Source organism: Lacrimispora brassicae (assembly GCF_054772055.1).
Map to the genome: position 1 here is coordinate 99,996 of NZ_BRYH01000031.1, position 21,098 is coordinate 121,093.

The 21,098-nt window shown below is 47.2% G+C and carries 16 protein-coding genes and 1 other annotated feature; of the genes, 3 read left to right on the plus strand and 13 right to left on the minus strand.

The annotated features are described in order from the left end of the window. Positions 1-69: 69 nt before the first annotated feature. From ACYVD3_RS16105 to ACYVD3_RS16125, 5 genes are all read right to left on the minus strand, one after another. Positions 70-2,709 carry a valine--tRNA ligase gene (locus ACYVD3_RS16105; RefSeq protein ID WP_460643499.1) on the minus strand — a complete coding sequence of 880 codons (2,640 nt, stop codon included), beginning with the start codon at positions 2,707-2,709 and terminating at the stop codon, positions 70-72. Continuing rightward, the gene (locus ACYVD3_RS16110) at positions 2,709-2,837 is read right to left on the minus strand and encodes a hypothetical protein (protein ID WP_460643500.1); all 129 of its coding nucleotides are present in this window, start codon (positions 2,835-2,837) and stop codon (positions 2,709-2,711) included. The genes ACYVD3_RS16105 and ACYVD3_RS16110 overlap by 1 nt, the downstream gene beginning before the upstream one ends. A gap of 49 nt (positions 2,838-2,886) precedes the next feature. Further along, positions 2,887-3,111 (minus strand) — a binding site (T-box leader). A 90-nt stretch (positions 3,112-3,201) separates the two neighbouring features. Further along, positions 3,202-4,017, minus strand: a complete 816-nt coding sequence (locus ACYVD3_RS16115; protein ID WP_460643501.1) for a hypothetical protein — start codon at positions 4,015-4,017, stop codon at positions 3,202-3,204. Then, positions 4,014-5,237: a DUF5716 family protein gene (locus ACYVD3_RS16120; protein ID WP_460643502.1), complete on the minus strand. Its 1,224-nt coding sequence runs from the start codon at positions 5,235-5,237 to the stop codon at positions 4,014-4,016. Before ACYVD3_RS16120 ends, ACYVD3_RS16115 begins: the two co-directional genes overlap by 4 nt. Positions 5,238-5,253: 16 nt before the next feature. After that, entirely contained in the window at positions 5,254-8,826 is a 3,573-nt protein-coding gene (locus tag ACYVD3_RS16125) for a DUF5717 family protein (protein ID WP_460643503.1), read from the minus strand. Between the two features lie 236 nt (positions 8,827-9,062). Between ACYVD3_RS16125 and ACYVD3_RS16130 the strand changes: the two genes are divergently transcribed. From ACYVD3_RS16130 to ACYVD3_RS16140, 3 genes are all read left to right on the plus strand, one after another. Beyond that, a complete protein-coding gene (locus tag ACYVD3_RS16130; protein WP_460643504.1) occupies positions 9,063-10,217 on the plus strand; it encodes an NAD(P)-dependent malic enzyme in 1,155 nt (384 codons plus the stop codon). Between the two features lie 186 nt (positions 10,218-10,403). Next, positions 10,404-10,928, plus strand: coding sequence for a DUF4364 family protein (locus ACYVD3_RS16135; RefSeq protein WP_460643548.1), 525 nt, complete (start codon positions 10,404-10,406; stop codon positions 10,926-10,928). Between the two features lie 36 nt (positions 10,929-10,964). Beyond that, complete coding sequence (locus ACYVD3_RS16140; protein WP_460643505.1) at positions 10,965-11,276, plus strand: glycoside hydrolase family 23; 312 nt, start codon at positions 10,965-10,967, stop codon at positions 11,274-11,276. A gap of 134 nt (positions 11,277-11,410) precedes the next feature. Here the strand turns inward: ACYVD3_RS16140 and ACYVD3_RS16145 are convergent, their stop codons facing one another. The 8 genes from ACYVD3_RS16145 to tig all read right to left on the minus strand — a co-directional run bounded on the left by ACYVD3_RS16145 (position 11,411) and on the right by tig (position 21,009). After that, complete coding sequence (locus ACYVD3_RS16145; RefSeq protein WP_460643506.1) at positions 11,411-12,154, minus strand: amino acid ABC transporter ATP-binding protein; 744 nt, start codon at positions 12,152-12,154, stop codon at positions 11,411-11,413. Further along, complete coding sequence (locus ACYVD3_RS16150) at positions 12,155-12,949, minus strand: amino acid ABC transporter permease (RefSeq protein ID WP_460643549.1); 795 nt, start codon at positions 12,947-12,949, stop codon at positions 12,155-12,157. Between the two features lie 176 nt (positions 12,950-13,125). Then, the gene (locus ACYVD3_RS16155) at positions 13,126-14,004 is read right to left on the minus strand and encodes a transporter substrate-binding domain-containing protein (RefSeq protein WP_460643507.1); all 879 of its coding nucleotides are present in this window, start codon (positions 14,002-14,004) and stop codon (positions 13,126-13,128) included. A 67-nt stretch (positions 14,005-14,071) separates the two neighbouring features. Then, positions 14,072-14,671 (minus strand): ribosome biogenesis GTP-binding protein YihA/YsxC, encoded by a 600-nt coding sequence (gene yihA / locus ACYVD3_RS16160; protein WP_460643508.1) that lies wholly within the window; start codon positions 14,669-14,671, stop codon positions 14,072-14,074. A gap of 273 nt (positions 14,672-14,944) precedes the next feature. Next, positions 14,945-17,263: an endopeptidase La gene (gene lon, locus ACYVD3_RS16165; RefSeq protein ID WP_460643509.1), complete on the minus strand. Its 2,319-nt coding sequence runs from the start codon at positions 17,261-17,263 to the stop codon at positions 14,945-14,947. 78 nt (positions 17,264-17,341) lie between these two features. Further along, positions 17,342-18,643 carry an ATP-dependent Clp protease ATP-binding subunit ClpX gene (gene clpX, locus ACYVD3_RS16170; RefSeq protein ID WP_460643510.1) on the minus strand — a complete coding sequence of 434 codons (1,302 nt, stop codon included), beginning with the start codon at positions 18,641-18,643 and terminating at the stop codon, positions 17,342-17,344. 257 nt (positions 18,644-18,900) lie between these two features. Continuing rightward, entirely contained in the window at positions 18,901-19,488 is a 588-nt protein-coding gene (gene clpP, locus ACYVD3_RS16175) for an ATP-dependent Clp endopeptidase proteolytic subunit ClpP (protein ID WP_460643511.1), read from the minus strand. A 234-nt stretch (positions 19,489-19,722) separates the two neighbouring features. Continuing rightward, on the minus strand, positions 19,723-21,009 hold the full coding sequence (gene tig, locus ACYVD3_RS16180) for a trigger factor (RefSeq protein WP_460643512.1): 1,287 nt from the start codon (positions 21,007-21,009) through the stop codon (positions 19,723-19,725). Positions 21,010-21,098 lie beyond the last annotated feature (89 nt).

The window sequence follows — 21,098 nt, forward strand, 5'->3', positions numbered from 1 at the left end:
AGCATTTTCTGCCATGTTCGACTGTTTTTCACATTCTATTCCAGATTGTCGATTTTTCAAGATGGAGATTTAAGAAAGCTGTGAAAGCCTTTCCTTCACCTGATCCATCATCTGAGCATATTTCTCAAGCTTTGCCTTTTCCTCTTCAATCTTGGCCGCCGGAGCCTTGCTGACGAACTTCTCGTTCTTAAGCATCCCCTGAACCCGGGCCAATTCCTTGCCTAATCGCTCTTCTTCTTTCTTTAAGCGCTCGATCTCTTTTTCAATATCCACTAACTCTGCAAAAGGCATGTAAATGACTGCCTGATGGATCACTGCGGATACCGCATCGTCCGCTATGCCGTTTTTATCCTTCTGCAAATATACTTCACCGGCATAACCCAAAGTGGCAAAGAACACCTTGCTGCGTTCAAAGATATCAAGAATTTCCTGATTCTCAGAAACAACATAAACCTTTGCTTTTCTGCTTGGGGGAACATTCATGGAAGTGCGCACGTTCCGGATCCCTCTTACGGCTTCCTTGATTGTTTCAACCCCATGTTCCTCAGTTTCAAAGCTCCATTCCTCCCGGTACTCCGGCCAGTTGGAAATCATGATGGACTCTTCTTCCTCCTGCAGGTTGCAGAAGATCTCTTCCGTGAGGAAAGGCATATAGGGATGAAGGAGCTTTAAGGAGTTGATCAGCACGGTTTTTAACGTCCAGATGGCCGCCGCCTTTGTCTTATCCTCATCATCCCACAGCCTTGGCTTCACCATCTCAATATACCAGTCGCAGAATTCCTCCCAGATAAAGTCATAAACCTTCTGAAGGGCAATTCCCAGTTCATACTTATCCATATTTTCCGTCACATCCTTAGCAAGGGTGTTCACCTTGGACAGGATCCATTTATCTGCAACGGTAAGTTCTGAAAGCTCTGCCTTTGCATCCGGCGCTTTTTCAATATTCATCATAATGAAACGGGACGCGTTCCATACTTTATTGGCAAAGTTTCTGCTGGCTTCCACACGCTCCCAGTAGAAACGCATGTCATTGCCAGGGGCATTTCCGGTAATCAGGGTCATGCGAAGGGCATCGGCTCCGTACTTTTCGATGATCTCCAGAGGATCGATCCCGTTTCCTAAGGATTTGCTCATCTTGCGGCCTTCGGAATCTCTTATGAGGCCATGAATGAGCGCCGTATGGAAGGGAAGCTCTCCAGTCTGCTCAATTCCGGAAAATACCATTCGCATTACCCAGAAGGGAATAATGTCGTATCCTGTAACCAGCACATCGGTGGGGTAGAAATATTTCAAATCCTCTGTTTCTTCCGGCCAGCCTAAGGTGGAGAAAGGCCAGAGAGCGGAGGAAAACCAGGTATCAAGGGTGTCCTCATCCTGAGTGAGATGGGTTCCTCCGCATTTGGGACATAGGTTGGGAACCTCTTTTGACACGACGATCTCCCCGCACTGGTCACAGTAATAAGCCGGGATGCGGTGTCCCCACCACAACTGCCTGGAGATGCACCAGTCACGGATATTTTCAAGCCAATGAAGATAGATCTTATCAAATCTCTCCGGAACGAATTTCAGCTTTCCTGTTTTTACAACCTCAATCGCCGGCTTTGCCATGTCTTCCATCTTGACGAACCACTGCTGTTTTACCATAGGCTCTACAGTGGTCTTACAGCGGTCATGGGTTCCTACCGCATGGGAATGAGGTGTCACCTTTACCAAAAGGCCCAGCTCCTCAAGATCCTTTACCATTGCCTTTCTGGCCTCATACCGCTCCATGCCGTCATACTTGCTGCCTGGAAGGTTGATGGTTGCATCATCATTCATGATGTTGATTTCAGGAAGGCTGTGCCTCTTTCCTACCTCAAAGTCGTTGGGGTCATGGGCCGGGGTGATCTTCACGCAGCCGGTACCAAATTCTTTATCCACATAGGTGTCTGCTATAACCGGTATTTCACGGTCTGTAAGGGGAAGCTTCAGCATTTTTCCTATTAAGTCCTGATAGCGCTCATCTTCCGGATTGACTGCCACAGCAGTATCTCCAAGAAGGGTTTCCGGCCTTGTGGTGGCAATCTCCACAAACCTGCCTTCTTCTCCTGCAATGGGATAATTGATATGCCAGAAGAAACCGTTCTGGTCCTCATGCTCCACTTCTGCGTCGGAAATAGAGGTCTGGCATACCGGGCACCAGTTTATGATGCGTGAGCCCTTGTAAATATAGCCTTTTTCGTATAAACGGATAAAAACCTCCTGCACAGCCGCAGAACAGCCTTCATCCATGGTAAAACGCTCTCTGTCCCAATCGGCAGAAGAGCCCATCTTGTGAAGCTGGTTGATGATCCGTCCGCCGTATTCTTTTTTCCAGTCCCAGCATTTTTCCAGGAACCCTTCCCTGCCCAGTTCCTTTTTGTCAATTCCCTGGTTCTTTAAGCTTTCAATTACCTTGACTTCCGTAGCAATGGCCGCATGGTCCGTGCCTGGCTGCCAAAGGGCCTCATACCCCTGCATCCTCTTATAACGGATCAGAATGTCCTGCATGGTGTTATCCAGGGCATGACCCATGTGAAGCTGTCCCGTAATATTGGGGGGCGGCATCACAATGGTAAAGGGTTTTTTATCCTTGTTGGGCTGTGCACGGAAATACTTCTTCTCCAGCCATTTCTCATAAAGCTTGTCTTCAATCCCTGCCGGATTATAGGTTTTTTCCAATTCTTTCATTATTTTCTCCTTCCTGCTTCTATTGATTCCCCTAAAACAAAGACTCTTGCGCCGGAGCGCGGCTGCTTCAGCAGCCATACTGCCTTTGGGCGGAGTGTGTATCCATAGCGGAGCGCTTTTTGATTCATAAGACATAATTTCCTATGAATTAAAAAAAGCCCTCTGCATCCTCAGGATGCAAAGGGCGAATCAACGCGGTACCACCTTTATTCATATGGCAGAATCTGCCATACCTCACACGGCCTGTAACGCAGCCACGCGTGAAAGCCTACTGAATCTTTCGTTTTCAGCCTTCCGGTTCTGAAGCTACCTTCCGCATACACTTCCTTAACCATCTTTCAGCCGGTGGATGGTTTTCTCTTTCAGGGTTATAAGCGTACTCCTCTTCTTCTCTACCTTTTCCTTATTCTTGCCCATGCTTTTTGGGCATAGAGGGATATCCTCAGGATGTTTCCTTATACCTTGTAATGATAGTGTTTTTTTACGGATTTGTCAAGACATAATATTTCTGTATTCCTGTTTCCACTTCTGGATAAGCTCACTGGCCCCCTGGAAACGCTTGATCGGGTCCTTTTGAAACAGCCGTTCCAGCTCCTGAAGGCTGTCTGCCTGAGCCGCCAGAGCTTCCGCACGTTCCTTTTCCCCTTGGCACTCTTCTCTTAATTCATCGGTAAGGAGAGCCTGAAACCGTTCATTTAACACCAGTCCCGGATTCCACTGGGCCAGATGGCATATCCTTTTTAAAACCTCACCGTTTTTCGCCAGATCAAAGGATTTCTGATATGCCTGGCAGGCTTTGTCCGTCATAAACAGCCTTGCATAAGCCGCTCCCAGGTTATTATGGATTTTAGCCTGAAAAGCATCATCCATCCGGTCCCCTTTGGGAAGGTCAAGGATCCGGCCGTATTCAGCCACAGCCTTTCCATATTGTTTTCTGGAAAAGAGGTAATCCGCCTTTGCCTTTAAAAATTCCGGAGCAGGCATCCGGCGGAAAGCGGCTAAGCTCTGCCGGAACCGGCTGACCTGATCAGCAGTATAATAGTCACATTCATGGAGGATCATGGTAAGAAGCTCATCCGGCTCCTCGCCGCTCTGCTGCCACTTTTCCAGCCTGGCAGCCAGAAAGGCCATATCCAGGTCCTCTCTGATAAACCGGATCAGATTGTTATCCACAAATTGATCCATTACCAGAAGGGGATTGTTATAAATCACATAGCAAAGCTCCTGGGAGGAAAACAGGCGGATTCCCAGGCCCTCAAAATAAAAGGGGTGTTTGACCGGCTCCTGCCGGCAAAGAATCAGACTCATAGCATAACCTCTTGCCTTATTACGGCCTCGGTGGCCGGAAATAATTCACCAAAGCCTTTGTCCTTCAGTACCACTGCCATGGTTTTTTCATCCAGAAATCCAAAGCTGATCCCTATGCGCAGGGTCTTGTCCAGCCGGTGGGGAAACCCTTCCAGCGGAATCTTCACCAGCCGCTTCTGTTTGGGATCCATAGGCGTTACCATAAATTCCACATAATCCTGATGATCCACAATAAGATCCACGGTGCTCTTAGCTTCATACCAGCTATCTCCGGCGGCGGCCACCACCAACTGGCTTTCCCGTTCCTTGTGGAGTACCCGCATGGAAACAGTGGAATGAAGCCGTCCCTGGCAGATGCAGGTAAAGGGATATGCAGTCTTGTCCTCAAGATGATCCATTCCCCTAAAAGCCGCGCCCCTGGCAAACAGCTCCGGTTCCATATAGACCTTTCGCCTGGAGCAGAGGACCTTCATGGAATCCCCCGCCCATTCGTGACTCTCAAAGCCTTTTCCCGTCAGGAATATGGAGGAAAATAATTTCTTCTGGAGAAGCCGTTCCGCACAGGAGCTTAAGATTTTATCCGCCAGCTTTCCTCCGGAAGGCGTGTCCAGAATATCCAGATTAAAGCTTTCCTCCAAAGCCTCATCCTCCGCGATCACCACCGCCTTGCGAAGGCCTCTCTGCACCTTTAGCTCATGGTAGTGAAACGCGTCTTCCGATAAGTCAAACACACCTACCTGATTGCTCCAAACCTCTTTTTTCTGGCTGAGGGCATAATACACAAAGCTTTCCGTGTGGCTTATGATGTGCACCCGTTCTCTTGGGATCTCCAGATAGTCGGCGCAGTACATAAGTGCATCCATGAGCTTTCCATCCACCTTCTGCATGGTGACCACCAACTGCTTCACCTCTTCGCAGAAGAATTCCTCCATGGGAAGCTTTAATATCTTTTTCAAAAACATTTTTAAAAGGTCAAGACCTTTGTATTTGGTCCCGCCCAGGGTCGCGGTCCCTTCTTTCCTAACCATTTTTATCAGCTTGTCTACAATAATGCCTTCGCCTACAAGGGTATAGGCATAAGCCTCCTCCCCTACAAACCAGGCATCTTCATCCTTTTTCCTGCAGATGACTGTAGGAATGCACCATGATTTTTCCCTGTCATGGCAGCATATGCGGGTATAGGCATCGCAAAGGTCAAGCCCTATTATCAGTCCGTCCATTGACAGCCCCCTTATCTTATATCAGTGGAAATAATTCTTCTGCAGCCGCATTCTTTTTTAAATACTCCTGCATCCGCTTTTTTAGCCCGTTTTCATCCTTTAAGCTTAAGGACAGGCTCATTTCGTTTAAGCAGGCAAACCTGCTGTCCGAATCCTTTAAAGAGCCTCCGGCATCGCAGCTAACGCTGCCCTCTTTTTTCACGACCCACGTTTCCTCTATGAGTTCTCTCACCTGGTATTCCATGATCTCGCCTTCAAACAATATTTTCTGCTTGACGAAAACCCCCTGGTACATACGGGAAATATCTTCGCTGCGGAATTCCTCTTCATCGGGAAGAATCCTCACCTTAAGCTCCACCTTGGAATCCCGGTCCCCGCAGTACTGGATCATGGCCTTGTCCATGATATCCTCCGGCATTGGGACATATTTTGCAAGAGCCTTAAAATACGGGAACACAAACCCCTCTTCCAGAAGAAAGGATACTGTATTCCAGCACAGCTTCTGCTGCTCCTCGTCAAGGGCAGAAAGCTGGGAATAATACTTTGTTATTGCCAGCAGATAGATGGTGGGAAGCCGGCCTTTTAAGGAAGCGGCCTGGACCGTTCCTTCCAGATAGGCAAAAACCTTTTCCTCCGGCTCCTTATCCTCCATAAAGTACTCTGTACACTTAATAGTGAAGTAAGCCTTTACGATCATATCGCCGGTTTCCTTACGGCTTCGGTAGAGGCCAAACACCTTATCAAGCTTTGAACTGCAGCCGGAAAACATCATCTGGGCCGTCAGGCGCTCTTCCAGATCGTATGTTTCCACATGCTCGGCAACTCCCTTCATAAGTACATGATACATCTGTTCCGTCAAGCCATTAAAATGCTCGCATAAGTAATCAAGGATTACGCCGTCACTTTTTCCTTCCTTGAAAACATCGTAAGCCAGATGCAAAAGCAAAGGATCCTCGTCGAACAGATTTTTAAGTATCATTTTCGAACATAACTCATAAAGCCGTTCCGTTGGGGTCCCTTCGCTGCCGAATTCCCGGATCATCAGGAACGCCTCTTCCATGTGATTGTTATGGATGAGTGTGTTACAGACGCTTATCCTCTCCTGCTTTGAAAGGACCTTTTTATCCAGCTTAAGCAGGTATCCGGCCCCTTCTCCCCCTTCTTCCCGGGCATCCGCCTGTTTCTGATAAAATTCAATGACTCTGGAAAGAAGGAGCTTCTGATAAAGGGGGCGCAGCTTTTTATCTTCCAACGTTCCCTCTAAAATCTTCACCTCTTCCACCTTAGAGGCTCCCTCAGCCAGGACCCGTTCACAGGCCCGAAGCCGGAGCATGGGATGTTCCGGATACACTTCAAAGCAACGGTCTTCCAGTTCCTGACGGTCCATGACCGGTTCTTTTTTATAAGGGATGCCCGCATACCGGTTGCCAAAGGCATCCTGGAAAAGCAAAATGCTGTGTTCTGAAAACAGAGGCACATAAGCGACCCCATCGTCAAGAAGGAAAGCATCCTCCTCTGTCATCTCCTCATAGCACACAATGACGTACTTCATCTTTTTATTGCTGCATTCCACCCGGTAGGACCGGAGAATGGAGGGCAGCACCATGGCCATGGGAAGGTCGATCACATCCTTTAATATCATCCGCTCATAGATTCCGGCAAGCTGCTTGTCGATCCGGGATTCAAATAACTGCTCCGTGGCAAACTTCTCAATGGTCCGTTCATAGGCCTGGTAAAGAGGATCCGAAGGCTCTAAATAGACCAGAACATTCTTATAAAGGACTGCTCTGCTGTGGATATCCAGCTCATTTCCTCCATAGGAAAAGTAAAGGAGCACTTCCTTTGGAAGGAGATAGCAGTAATTTCCCGGCAAAGCGTACAGATAATATTCATACAGCCGGGTCAGGCTGATTCCGGCCTTTACCCCTTTTTCATACCAGGCAAAGGCTTCCGCCATCCGGCATTCCCCTTTGATCAGCAGGGCACAAATGGCCTCAAGCACTTCTTTTATAGGATATTCTTCATAAAGCTTAACCAGCATCCGGTATTGAAGCCGGTTAAAGTGCTTTGCTGCCAGGGCCAGCTTCGATAGGGCCACAACCAGCTTTTTATCCACAAGCCCTTTACCTGCACAGTGGTAAAGGATCTGAAGCTCCATGGCTCCCATGGTCCTTATGGCCTCCGGTGCCTGGTTTAACACTCTGCAGCCCCAGACATAGAAAAACGGGCTTCTGACGCCCATATGAAACTGCTTTTTCATTATGGAAAGCAAGGCCGGCAGATTCTCAAACAGCCTGTTTTCCAGTTTTACCAGCAGCAAAAACAGCCAGAAGAGCCGTCTGTCTTCTTCCAGATACTTTTTCATGAGACGGATCAGGGATTCCTTCTGGTACTCGTCCGGCTGTACCTTTAAACGCAGGAACTGGTAATAGCAGTAAATCTCCTTTTTTTCCTGGCGTTCCTTAAGGATCTCATCCCTGCACTCATCAAGGAGCAGGGCTGCCTTTGAAGGATTTCCCTGTCCAAGGAATATCTCAGCCCGGAACAGCTTAAGAAGGCTGCTGTCGCCCTTCATCAGTTCAATCTCATCAAGGGCCCTTCCCATCTCATCATAAAGAATGTTTAAATCCTTCCTCCCGTACTCCTCTTCCAGGCGAAGCCGCAGAAACCGGCCAAAAGCTTCCTTTGCAAAAGCGTTTTCTGCGGATATCCCGCCTCCTGGGTTAATGACCGCCGTAACAGGGATGACAAAACGATCTTCGATCCCTGTTATGAGAATCCTTCCGTAATTCTCTCCCTGATGCATGCGCTCCGGATGAACCAGAAAGGTTACCATGCATTCCTCTTCTTCAAAATCCTGTTCCCCAAGATTTTTCTTGGGCAACTCTATAAAATCACAGTCCGTTGTGACTTCCAGGTTCACATAGCCCCAGCCGCTGCGCTTTATGACCACCCATTCCGTCACAACCTCTTCCAATTCTCCAAATCTCCGCTCTTCGGTTTCCGCCAATAACTGAACCGGCTTTTTCACCTTTAAAGCGGTCAGAAACTCTTCCAGTTCCTTTCTTCTGTCAGGCCTTCCTTTTAATCCGTCGTAGATTGCCCTTACATGAAGGTCCTGCATAAACGGGGCCGTGGCAAAATCCCGGTACTCGAACAAACGAAGAGCCGTGTCCATATCTTTTTTTGCGGTATCCGCAAAATCCTCTGCTGTCTTTAAATCACTCAGCGCTTTCCCTGACGTGCTCAGTTCCACGCAAAAAGAATAAGGGACTTCTCTCTCGCCGCCATTGGTAACCAGATAAAAAGAACCCTTAATCATATCTCCATCTTCCAGGAAACTGCTGTTGATCTCATAGACCAGATGGTTGTATGTCCCGCCAAATGCTCCGCTTATGAGTTTGACACGGAAGTTTGACGAATATGCAAGTCCTTTTATATGCAGATTATTCTCACTGGTGATGACAAGCTCCCGCCTGGTGGCTCCGCCTGAACGCACCACATCATCAATTTCCCCTGGTGTTACCTTAATCTTTGGAATCTCTGAATCGATGATGCCTTTTGCCAGCCTGTTGATCCGTTCTCTCATAGTACCACCTGTATCTTTAACTTCCTTATCTTATTGGCTTGTTTGAATTCAATTACTCTATATTATGAAAACAAAAAGATGTTTTCATAACCGGATGGACGGGCTAAAAAACAGCCCTTTTATCTTCACTTGCGTTGCAAGTTCAGATAAGTTGTATTCTAACATATTTTCTATTGATTTAAAACCCTAAAATTGGTATGATAAAATAAAAACTGTGAAAAAAAGGACAAACAATTATGACGATCAATGAAAAAGCTTTATTGCTGCACGAAGAATGGAAAGGGAAGCTGGAAATTGTTTCCAAAGCAAAGGTAAAAAGCAGGGAGGATCTGGCACTTGCCTACACTCCCGGCGTAGCGGAACCCTGCAAGGTCATTGCCGAAAATCCGGAGGCCGCCTATCAATATACGATCAAATCCAACACCATTGCCGTCGTTTCTGACGGAAGCGCTGTTCTTGGACTTGGCAACATCGGACCCCTGGCCGCCATGCCGGTCATGGAGGGAAAAGCGGTGCTTTTTAAGGAGTTCGGAGGGATCAACGCCATCCCCATTTGTCTGGACACCCAGGATACGGAAGAGATCATTAAGACCGTGGTAAATATCGCTCCCGCTTTCGGTGGGATCAATTTGGAAGATATCTCCGCTCCCCGCTGTTTTGAAATCGAGGAACGGTTAAAAGAGCTTCTTGACATTCCCGTTTTTCATGACGACCAGCACGGAACGGCGATTGTAGTTCTTGCCGGCACCATCAATGCCTTAAAGGTGACAGGAAAGACAAAAGAGGAATGCAAGGTGGTGGTAAACGGTGCAGGCTCTGCCGGAATCGCCATTGCAAAGCTTCTTCTCACCTATGGTTTCACCCACATCACCATGTGCGACCGTGCAGGGATCCTGGCAAAGGGCATGGAAGGATTAAACTGGATGCAGGAAAAAATGATGGATGTGACGAACCTGGAAGGAAAACAGGGTTCTCTGGCAGATGCCATGAAGGGTACCGATATTTTTGTAGGAGTATCCGCTCCCGGAATCGTCACAGAGGAGATGGTCGCTTCCATGAATCCTGATGCCATTCTGTTTGCCATGGCAAATCCGGTTCCCGAAATCATGCCTGATCTTGCAAAATCAGCCGGAGCAAAAGTGGTGGGGACCGGAAGGTCGGACTTCCCCAATCAGGTCAATAATGTAGTCGTGTTCCCCGGCATCTTTAAAGGGGCATTGGAAGGAAGGGCTACCGCCATCACGGAAGAAATGAAACTTGCTGCGGCCACTGCCATTGCCGGTCTTGTAGCGCCTTCAGAGCTGAACGAAAACAACATCCTGCCGGAAGCCTTTGATCCCCGGGTTGCGGCTGCCGTAAGCCAGGCAGTCAAAGACCATATCCGGCAGTAGAAAAACACGAAAGATCCGGTTGAAAGCTGCTTTCACCATCCCTGAATTTACGGCGCGGTAAGCGCATCACTGGAGGTAGCCCCTTCCAGGGATACCTATATGCCCAAAAAGCATGGGCAGGAAAAAAGGAAACCCCTTCCAGGGATACCTATATGCCCAAAGAGCATGGGCAGGAAAGAGGAAACCATGCTGTCAGAACCCATGACCCTGTACAAACTAATGATTTTATACATGCTTAAACAGGTTAATTTCCCCCTGACAAGCGCACAATTGTCAAACTTTTTTCTGGAGCATGAATATACCACATATTTCACGCTCAATCAGGCATTGAATGAACTGCTGGAGGCCAGACTGCTTCATGTGGAAACCAACCACAACAGCAGCCGGTACGAGATTACCAGGGAAGGGGAAGAAACCCTTTCCTTTTTCGGTAACAAAATTTCCCCGGCCATCATCAATGATATGGATGAATATTTAAAAGAAAACAAGTTCCGGCTCCGCAATGAGGTTGGGGTGACTGCTGATTTCTATAAATCAACCAGCCAGGACTATATTGTCCACTGCCAGGTCCGGGAGGGAAAAAGCTGTCTGATCAACCTGGAACTGTCAGTTCCTGACAAGGATCAGGCAGAAATCATGTGTGACCACTGGAAATCAAAAAGCCAGGAAATTTATGCGTTTGCCATGAAAGCGCTTATGAGCGGCTCTTAATATTTCATCCAACAGTAAATAGAAGGGGGATTCATCTTGAATAAAAACCAGACAAGAAAGCCATTGTTTCCGGAGATAAGCCAACAATATCAGTTTCATTTAAAGAAATATAAGAAAAAAAAGTTCTATTTTAAGGCCAGGCTGATTTTAACCGTCATCCTTCCCATTATTATTCTTGTGCTTTCCATCAAAGTGGCTGAAACCTTTATCCGTATCAAGGTGCGGAATCTTTTTGCCAAACCGGTCCATGACAGCACAACTGAAAAGTCAGGAGTGGCAGTTCCTGTTCAGGCAGAGCCGGTGGATAAGGAAATTATCCATCCCCAACGGGTTTCCGGGGATTCCTGATGAAAAAAACACACTTTGTGAGTTTTTCTTAGTTGCCGCGGCATTTGCCCAAAGAATATACAAGCGTATTAGCTCGGCTCATTGCCCGCGCAAAGAAAAAGCTGATCCAGTGAATATCCTGAATCAGCTTTTTCTCATCCCTGCATGAACCTGTTTAAAAATTCCTTTGTTGAATTTTTCTTTGGGTTGCCGAAGATATCGGCCGGTGCGCCTTCTTCTTCGATGACGCCGCCTGCCATATAAACCACGCGGCTGGACACATCCCTGGCAAATGCCATTTCATGGGTTACGATGATCATGGTAAGGCCTTCCTTTGCCAAGGTTCTCATAACCGCCAGTACTTCCCCTACCATCTGAGGATCCAGCGCGGAGGTGGGTTCGTCAAACAGCAGAATCTCCGGCTCCATTGCCAGGGCTCTTGCAATGGCCACCCTCTGCTTCTGCCCGCCGGAAAGCTGCCTTGGCTTTGCATTGATATAAGGAGCCATTCCTACCTTCTCCAGATACATCATGGTTTTCTTTCTGGCCTCTTCCTTATCTTTTTTAAGCACTTTCATCTGGCCTACCAGACAATTCTCCAAAACAGTCATGTTATTAAACAGATTAAAGCTTTGGAACACCATGCCCACCTTGGCGCGGTATGAGGGAATGTTCATTTTCCGGTCCGTAATGTCTACGTCGTGATACAGAATCTCGCCGGTGGTGGGAGTTTCCAGCAGGTTGATGCAGCGCAGCAGCGTTGACTTTCCGGAACCTGAGGCTCCGATGATGCAGGTCACATCTCCGGCATTGACGGAAAAATCAATATCCCGCAGCACCACATTGGCTCCAAAGGTTTTGCTTAAATGATGAATCTCTAAAACTTTCTTGCCTGCCATTTATTTATCCTCCTTCTCTTTGGGATCTGGAAATTTTACCATTCCGCTGGTATAGGCCAGGGTATCCGTGGTCGCCAGATCGTAGCTGTCCGGACCGTCCATCTTCTTCTCCCAGTAACGCAGAATCCTGGAACAGGTAAAGGTCAGGATAAAATAAATGACCATAGTAATGCCGAATGCTTCAAAATAAGTATAATATGCGCCTGCAACGCCTTTGGTGGCGTAGAACAGCTCCACTACTCCAATGGCGGAAAGTACGCAGGTATCCTTAATATTGATGATCAGGTTATTGCCGATCTGAGGCATGATATTGCGCAGTGCCTGGGGCATGATCACATTGACCATTGTCTGGAAATGGGTCATGCCGATGGCCTTGGCGCCCTCAGTCTGGCCTGGATCAATGGAAAGGATTCCTCCTCTCACTGTCTCAGCCATATAGGCTCCTGTATTAATGGAGACGATGAAATAAGCAGCAAAAACGATAGACATGTTGATGCCAAACAGCACGGAAGAGCCGTAGAATATAAACATGGCCTGAACCATCATAGGAGTTCCGCGGAATACCTCTACGTAAATATTTAAGATGAACTTCACTAATTTTAACAAATACCTTTTTACCGGATTGTCACTTTTTTGTACCGGAACCGTCTGAATAATTCCCACGGCAAAACCGATGACACAGCCGATGAATGTTCCCACAATGGCAATTGCCATTGTCTTTCCAGCCCCGTTTAAAAAGGAAGGGCCATAATTCTGCAGTATAAACACAATTCTTCCAAAAAAATCTGATGGCAAAGACATATGCTACCTTCTCCTTTTCGTAACTTCATGGAAACAGAACAAGCGGCACGAAATAAGAACGCTCTTGTTCCGTGCCTGCAAGCCCTGATTCTATTCTTTATTCCTACAAGCAATGAGCCAGACACAGGAATGCCTGCATCCGGCAAAATACTGAGGGGTATTGACCTGGATTACTGTGATAATGGCTGTACGGAAATTGCCTCTTCCATCATCTTGTTAAAGTCATCCTTGTTCATTTTAACAAGTACCTCGTTCAATGCATCCTTTAATTCCGTATTTCCCTTCTTCAGTGAGATACCGATGTTCACATCTTCATCAGAAACCTTAAACTCACCTTCTGTTCCGGTGAAATCAAGAAGCTTGAAATCAGGATAAGCGACCAGGGCTGCCTGTCCGGTAGGCTTGTCCGTTACAACCACATCGCATCTGCCGGAGCTTAATGCTACCAGCATTGCCGGTGCGGATTCCTGGGCGGGCTGGATGTCTGCATTGGGGATCTGAGGCAGGCAGTTGTCATACCAAATGGTATTTAACTGGGAAGTAGCGGTTGCGCCGGAAAGATCGGCAACGCTCTTTGCATTCTCATACTTTTCTCCCGTTTTTACCAGAGTCACAATGGTTGCATAATAGTAAGGGTTTGTAAAATCAACGGACTGCATACGTTCCGCAGTAACGGACTGTCCGGCAATGACACAGTCAACCTTTCCGGACTGAACCGCAGGAACAAGGGAATCCCAGTCCAGCTTTACGATTTCCAGTTCATAGCCCAGCTCCTCTGCAACCTTCTTAGCCATCATGACGTCATAGCCATAAGCGAAATCGGAGCTTCCGGAAATGGGGATGGCTCCATTGGAATCTGTCGGCTGGGTCCAGTTGTAGGGTGCATAGCTGCATTCCATGGCAACCTTTAATACCTTTTTATCTCCTGTTCCTCCGGCTGCCGCAGACGTGCCTGTGGCGGCATTTCCGCCTCCGCAGGCAGTCAAAAAGGACGCTGCCATGGCTGCCGCCATAAACGCTGATGCAATTTTTCTCATTGTCTTTTTCATAACTGTTTTCTCCTCTTCCTATTATAATGAACTCTATGTAATAAATAGGTTCATTATAAAAAGATTTTTACTCCTTGTCAAGACTATTTACGGTTTCTGAAATCATCTCCCATATCTCTTCCCTTCCCTGCTTTGTCTCAGCGGAAAAGGGAATGACCGTCACATCACTTCCCAGCCCAAGACCCTGGCGAAGAATTTTTACTGATTTTTGTACCTGACTCCTTTTGATCTTGTCCAGCTTAGTCGCAATGATTATAGGCTGGTAACCGTTGTGGACGATCCAGTCATACATGGTCTTATCATTTTCAGAAGGCTCGTGACGGATATCGATCAACAAAAACACACACCGGAGCATTGGTGACTTATGGAGGTAATTTTCTATCATTTTCCCCCATTTGGCCTTTACTTCCAGACATACCTTGGCATAGCCGTAGCCTGGAAGATCCACATAGTAAAACGCATCGTTGATATTATAAAAATTAATGGTCTGAGTCTTCCCCGGCTGGGACGAGATCCTGGCAAAGGATTTGCGGTTCATCAGGGCATTAATGAGAGAAGATTTTCCCACATTGGACTTGCCTGCAAAGGCAAACTCCGGTTTTGTATTCTCCGGAAGCTTGCTGGTGATTCCACATACAGTCTCCAGTTCTACTGTTTTAATGATCATATGATTTCCTCTTTCTTGCCCATGTTTTTTGGGCATACAGGTATCCCTGTAAGGGGTTTCCTCTTTCTTGCCCATGTTTTTTGGGCATACAGGTATCCCTGTAAGGGGTTTCCTCTTTCTTGCCCATGTTTTTGGGCATACAGGTATCCCTGTAAGGGGTTTCCTCTTTCTTGCCCACGCTCTTTTGGCAAGGCCACCCCGCTTTTACGGGTGCAACGGTACATCCAGAAAGTATTTCCTTTCCACTCCCATCCCATGGTTCTTTGAGCGTCTCTATTCCTGGGCGAAAGCTTCTTTTAAAACCTCTGACATGTCCTTTGCGTAAACGATTTCAAGGCCGCCGGTGATCTCCTCTGACAGTTCTGCAATATCCGGACGGTTTCTCTCAGGAACAAGAACCTTCTCCACATGGGCCATACGGGCAGCCAGGATCTTTTCCTTAAGGCCTCCGATGGGCAGAACACGGCCGCGGAGAGTGATCTCCCCTGTCATGGCCACCCTGGCGTTTACCTTCCGGTTGGTAACTGCTGACAGCATAGCCGTTGCCATAGTGATTCCCGCCGACGGGCCATCCTTTGGCACAGCTCCTTCCGGAATGTGAAGATGGATATCGTGCTTTTCAAAATAGTCATCCTTCACCTTAAATTCCGGACACACCGACCTGACATAGCTTAAAGCGGTCTGGGCGGATTCTTTCATTACATCCCCCATCTGTCCGGTCATCTGAAGAGTCCCCTTTCCGGGCATGACATTGACTTCGATTTGAAGGGTATTGCCACCGACGCTGGTCCATGCAAGGCCTCTTACGATCCCCACCTGGTCCTCCTCGTTAACATCTTCAAAAAGCACCTTTTCCTTGCCTAAATACTTTTCCAGGTTGCTTTCCGTTATCTTTACAGTTTTCTTTTCATCCTCCAGGAATTCCCTTGCAGCTTTTCTGAAAACAGCCCCGATCCGCCGCTCCAGGTTCCTGACTCCGGCCTCTCTGGTATAATGATGAATGATCTTTTCAAGGGCCTCGTCTGATATGGTTACCTGATTTGACCTAAGTCCATTCTTTTCCCGCTGCTTTCTTACTAAGTAATTCTTTGCAATATGGAATTTTTCATTCTCCGTATAGCTGTTTACTTCAATTACTTCCATACGGTCCAGAAGAGGCCCCGGTATGGTGGTAGTGGTATTGGCCGTTGCAAGAAACAGCACATTTGATAAATCGATGGGAATCTCCACATAGTGATCCCGGAATTTTACATTCTGCTCGCTGTCCAGCACTTCCAGAAGGGCGGAAGACGTATCTCCTTTGTAATCCCTGCTTACCTTGTCAATCTCATCAAGAAGCATCAGGGGATTACTGACTCCGGCCTGTCTCAAGGCTTCCACGATTCTGCCTGGCATGGCACCCACATAGGTTTTCCGGTGTCCGCGAATCTCCGCCTCATCCCGGATCCCTCCCAGGCTGATCCTTACATATTCCTTATTTAACGCCTTTGCCACTGACCTGGCAATGGAGGTTTTTCCTGTTCCGGGAGGACCTACCAGACAGATAATGGGACTGGATCCCTTTTTTGTAAGCACCCGGACTGCCAGATATTCCAAGATCCGCTCCTTTACCTTCTCCAGGCCGTAATGATCCTCATTTAAGATTTCCTCCGCATGGATAATGCTGTTATTATCCCTGGAAAGTTTCTTCCACGGGAGCTCCAGGGCCGTCTCAAGGTACATGCGAACAACATTGGCTTCCTGGCTTCCTCCAGGCATGGCCTTAAACCGGTCAATCTCCTTCTGGATCTTATCCCTGGTTTCCTTATCCGCCTTTAAAGCCTTCAGCCTTCTCAAATACTCGTCCCCATCGGACAGAGGGTTGTCCTCTCCCAGTTCCTCCCGGATCACCTTAAGCTGCTCCCTTAAAATATAGTCCTTCTGATTCTTGTCAATCCGTTCCTTGACGTGAGACTGTAATTCCCGCTTTACCCTTGTGACCTCGATCTCCGTTATCATCTGCTTCAGGACCAGCGCATACCGGTCCTCCAGAAGAGCACTTTCAAGCACCTGCTGACGCACCCGGTAATCCCAGGAAAGCTGTACGGCGATCTGGTCCAAAAGCTCCCCAAGATCTGCAAGCGCCATAAGATTGGGAAGTACTTCTTTCCCAATCCTGGGATTTTCTTTGCCGTATTCCTCCAGCTTTTCCTGAATGATCTGTATCATGGCCTGTCTGGTGATATAATCAAGGGAATCATCTAATTCCAAAGTTCTTTCCACTTCTCCCACAAGCATGGGTTCCTCGCTGTCAAGAGCCAAAAGCTCCACCCGTTCCACACCTTCCACCATAACACGGATCACATTATTAGGCAGCTTTACCAACTGCTTAACCAGGGCCACTGTGCCCACCTGATATAAATCTTCGATTCCAGGGTCGGCTTCCTCAGAATTTCTCTGAGTAACCAGACAAACCTTCTGGTCCCCTACCATCGCCTTCTCCACGGCCGCAATTGATTTTGTCCGGCTGATATCAAAATGCAGCATCATTTTGGGAAGAACAGTCATGCCGCGCAGGGCGATAACTGGCATTGTGATTATCTTATCCACCATTGTGTTCTCTCCTTTGCACTCAAAAAGGTGTTCCAGCAGATTTTCTCGCTGTAACACCTTCCCGACTCATGCAGGGACCTATGCGATCTCGCCTGTCTTATCTTTTCTTAACTTCTGAGCCAGTGACTTTCTGGGGACTGCCGTGTCCCGATAAATCAGCTCCGGCTCACCCTTTTTATCTACAACATCTTTGGTAATCGTACAGATTCCGATGCTGCTGTCAGATGGAATCTCGTACATTAACTCCATCATTACACTTTCCATAATGGAACGAAGGCCTCTGGCGCCGGTCTTTCTCTCCACTGCCAGTTCTGCAATCCGTTCTACCGCATCACTGGTCAGCTCAAGCTTAACGTCATCCAGTTCAAACAATTTTTGATACTGTTTCACCAGGGCATTCTTGGGTTCCGTCAAAATCTTCACAAGCGCTTCACTATCCAGGAGTTCCAGTGATACGGTGATGGGCACACGGCCGATAAACTCCGGTATCAATCCGAATTTCACCAGATCCTCAGGAAGGGTCTTTTTCAGAAGATCATCAATATCCATCTTATTCTTATCTACGATTTCCGCATTAAAGCCGATGGAACCGACACTTAAACGGCGTTCAATGATCTTTTCCAGCCCGTCAAAGGCACCGCCGCAGATAAACAGGATATTAGTGGTGTTGATCTGCAGAAGCTCCTGATGAGGATGCTTTCTTCCTCCCTGAGGGGGAACGCTGGCAACCGAACCTTCCAGGATTTTTAACAGAGCCTGCTGTACGCCTTCACCGGAAACATCTCTGGTAATGGAGACATTCTCCGACTTCTTTGTGATTTTATCAATTTCATCAATGTAGATGATTCCATATTCTGCCCTGCTGATGTCGTAATCAGCCGACTGGATGAGCTTTAAAAGAATGTTTTCCACATCCTCGCCTACATACCCGGCCTCTGTAAGAGCGGTGGCATCTGCAATGGCAAAAGGAACATTTAAGACCTTTGCCAGCGTCTGCGCAAGGTAGGTTTTACCGGATCCGGTAGGACCTAACATCAGAATATTACTCTTTTGCACATCCACATCCATTTTCTTTCTGGAAGTGATTCTCTTGTAGTGGTTATAGACTGCTACAGACAATACTTTTTTTGCATTATCCTGGCCAATGACGTAATCGTCTAAAAATGCCTTGATTTCCTTCGGTTTCATCAGGTTGATGTCGCCAAAATCAGGCCCTTCTTCCTCATGGCTGTCGAATTCTTCCTCCAATATCTCTGCGCACAAATCAATGCACTCGTCACAGATATAGACATTATTGGAACCGGCAATGAGTTTCTTCACCTGGTCCTGGGTTTTTCCGCAAAAAGAGCATCGGATCTTGTCGTCTGTTCTGACCGGCATATACACACCTCATTCTTTCTAATTCTTGCCCACGCCCTCTGGGCATAAAGGGATACCCGAAGGGTGTTTCCTATAAATCACCCTGCTTTTAGGGCATAAGGTATACCCGTAGGGTATTTCCTGTAAATCGCCCTGCTGTCCGGGCATAGAGACATAACCGCAGGACATTTCCTGCCAACTGCCCTTGCTGTTGGGGCATAGGACAATACCCTCAGGGTATTTCCTATTAACCCCGCCTGCTGTCTGGGCACAAATGTTTATCGGTCATGGCTGTAGATGATATCATCAATCAAGCCATATGCTTTTGCCTCTTCCGCATTCATATAATTATCCCGTTCCGTATCCCGTTCGATCACCTCATAGGGCTGACCTGTGTTTGCGGACAGAATTTCATTTAACCGCTTCTTTATCTTCAGTATGTTTTCAGCTACGATCCGGATCTCGGTAGCCTGACCCTTTGCTCCACCGGAAGGCTGATGAATCATAACTTCTGCATTAGGAAGGGCAAACCGTTTTCCCTTTGCGCCGCCTGCCAGCAAAAATGCTCCCATGCTGGCTGCCATTCCCATACAAACAGTGGAAACATCGCATTTAATGAAGTTCATGGTATCATAAATCGCCATGCCTGCAGTAACGGAACCGCCAGGGCTGTTTATATAAATGTTGATATCCTTATTAGGATCCTCTGCCTCTAAAAATAACAACTGGGCCACAACAAGGCTTGCTGATACATCAGACACCTCTTCCCCAAGAAAAATAATCCTCTCCTTGAGAAGTCTGGAATAAATATCGTAAGAACGCTCGCCCTTACTGGTTGATTCAATGACATAAGGTACTAAACTCATCTGTCTTCCTCCTGTCTGCTTTCCTATATTTGCCCACGTATTCTGGGCATAAAGGGATACCCGTAGGGTGTTTCCTATATTTGCCCACGTATTCTGGGCATAAAGGGATACCCGTAGGGTGTTTCCTATATTTGCCCACGTATTCCGGGCATAAAGGGATACCCGTAGGGTGTTTCTCCTCAAAGCTGAATAGACTCCGGACAAAATGCCAGGAATCTATTCAGGTTAAACTTCTTAAACTAATTTTGCTTCAGCAACCAGAAAATCTACTGCTTCCTGAACTGCCAGATCTTCCTTCATCTGCTGAATGCCGCTCTCACCAAGAGATTCTCTCACCATAGTGGCTTCCATCTTATAAGCTTCTGCCATGCTTGCGATCTCTTTCTCAACAGCTTCGTCAGAAGCAGTGATATTCTCTGCCTTTACAACAGCTTCCAGTACCAGTCTTGTCTGGATTCTCTTAAGAGCCTGAGGTCTCATCTGCTCTTTTAAGGACTGGAGAGTCATGCCTGTAAATTTCATGTACTGGTCAAGAGACAGGCCCTGGCTCTGCATTCTTCTTGCATAGTCATTAACCATATTGTTCACCTGGCCGTCAATCATTGGCTCCGGAATCTCCATAGTGGCATTTTCAACAACTTTTTCTACCACACGGTCTTCGTTCTCTGTTGCTGCTGCTTTTTCTTTTCCTAAAGCAACCTTTTCGCTGATGTCTTTCTTGTACTCTTCTAATGTCTCGAATTCAGAAACTTCGCTTGCAAACTCATCGTTTAACTCAGGAAGTTCTTTTCTCTTGATTTCCTTTACCGTCACCTTAAATAAAGCCGGTTTTCCTGCCAGTTCTGTTGCATGATATTCATTTGGGAAGGTCACGTTGATGTCGCACTCTTCGCCGATGTTCTTGCCGATTAACTGCTCTTCAAAGGTATCGATGAAGGAATGGGAACCGATGGTAAGAGGATAGTCCTCACCCTTGCCGCCCTCAAATGTCTTTCCGTCCACAAAACCTTCAAAATCGATAACCGTCTGGTCACCATCCTCTACGGTTCTGTCCTCTACGGTGATAAGTCTGGAATTCTGCTCCTGGACTTTCTTTAATTCAGCATCAATGTCTTCTTCAGTCACTTCGGCAGATGCCTTGGTCACTTCAATTCCCTTATACTCGCCCAGGGTCACTTCCGGCTTAACAGCAACAGTCGCAGTATAGATCAGGGTCTTTCCCTTTTCTACCTGTACGATGTCAATTTCAGGTCTGGAAACGATGTCCAGTCCGCTTTCTTCCGCTGCATCGCCGTATGTTGCATCAAGAGCTTCATTTACTGCATCTTCATATAAAACGCCTGCTCCGTACATCTTCTCAACCATGGCCTGAGGAGCTTTCCCTTTTCTGAAACCGGGGATGTTGAATCTGCCCTTATTCTTATTGTAAGCTGCGGTAAGAGCCTTGTCAAACTCCTCCGCTGACACTTCTACGGTTAACTTTGCCATGTTCTTTTCTAATTTTTCTACTTGTAAACTCATTAAAGGGTTCCTCCTTGAAATATATGTGAACCGCCAATTCGACAGGGCGTTACACTTCAGTTTAACATTATATCATACTCGTCCCGTAA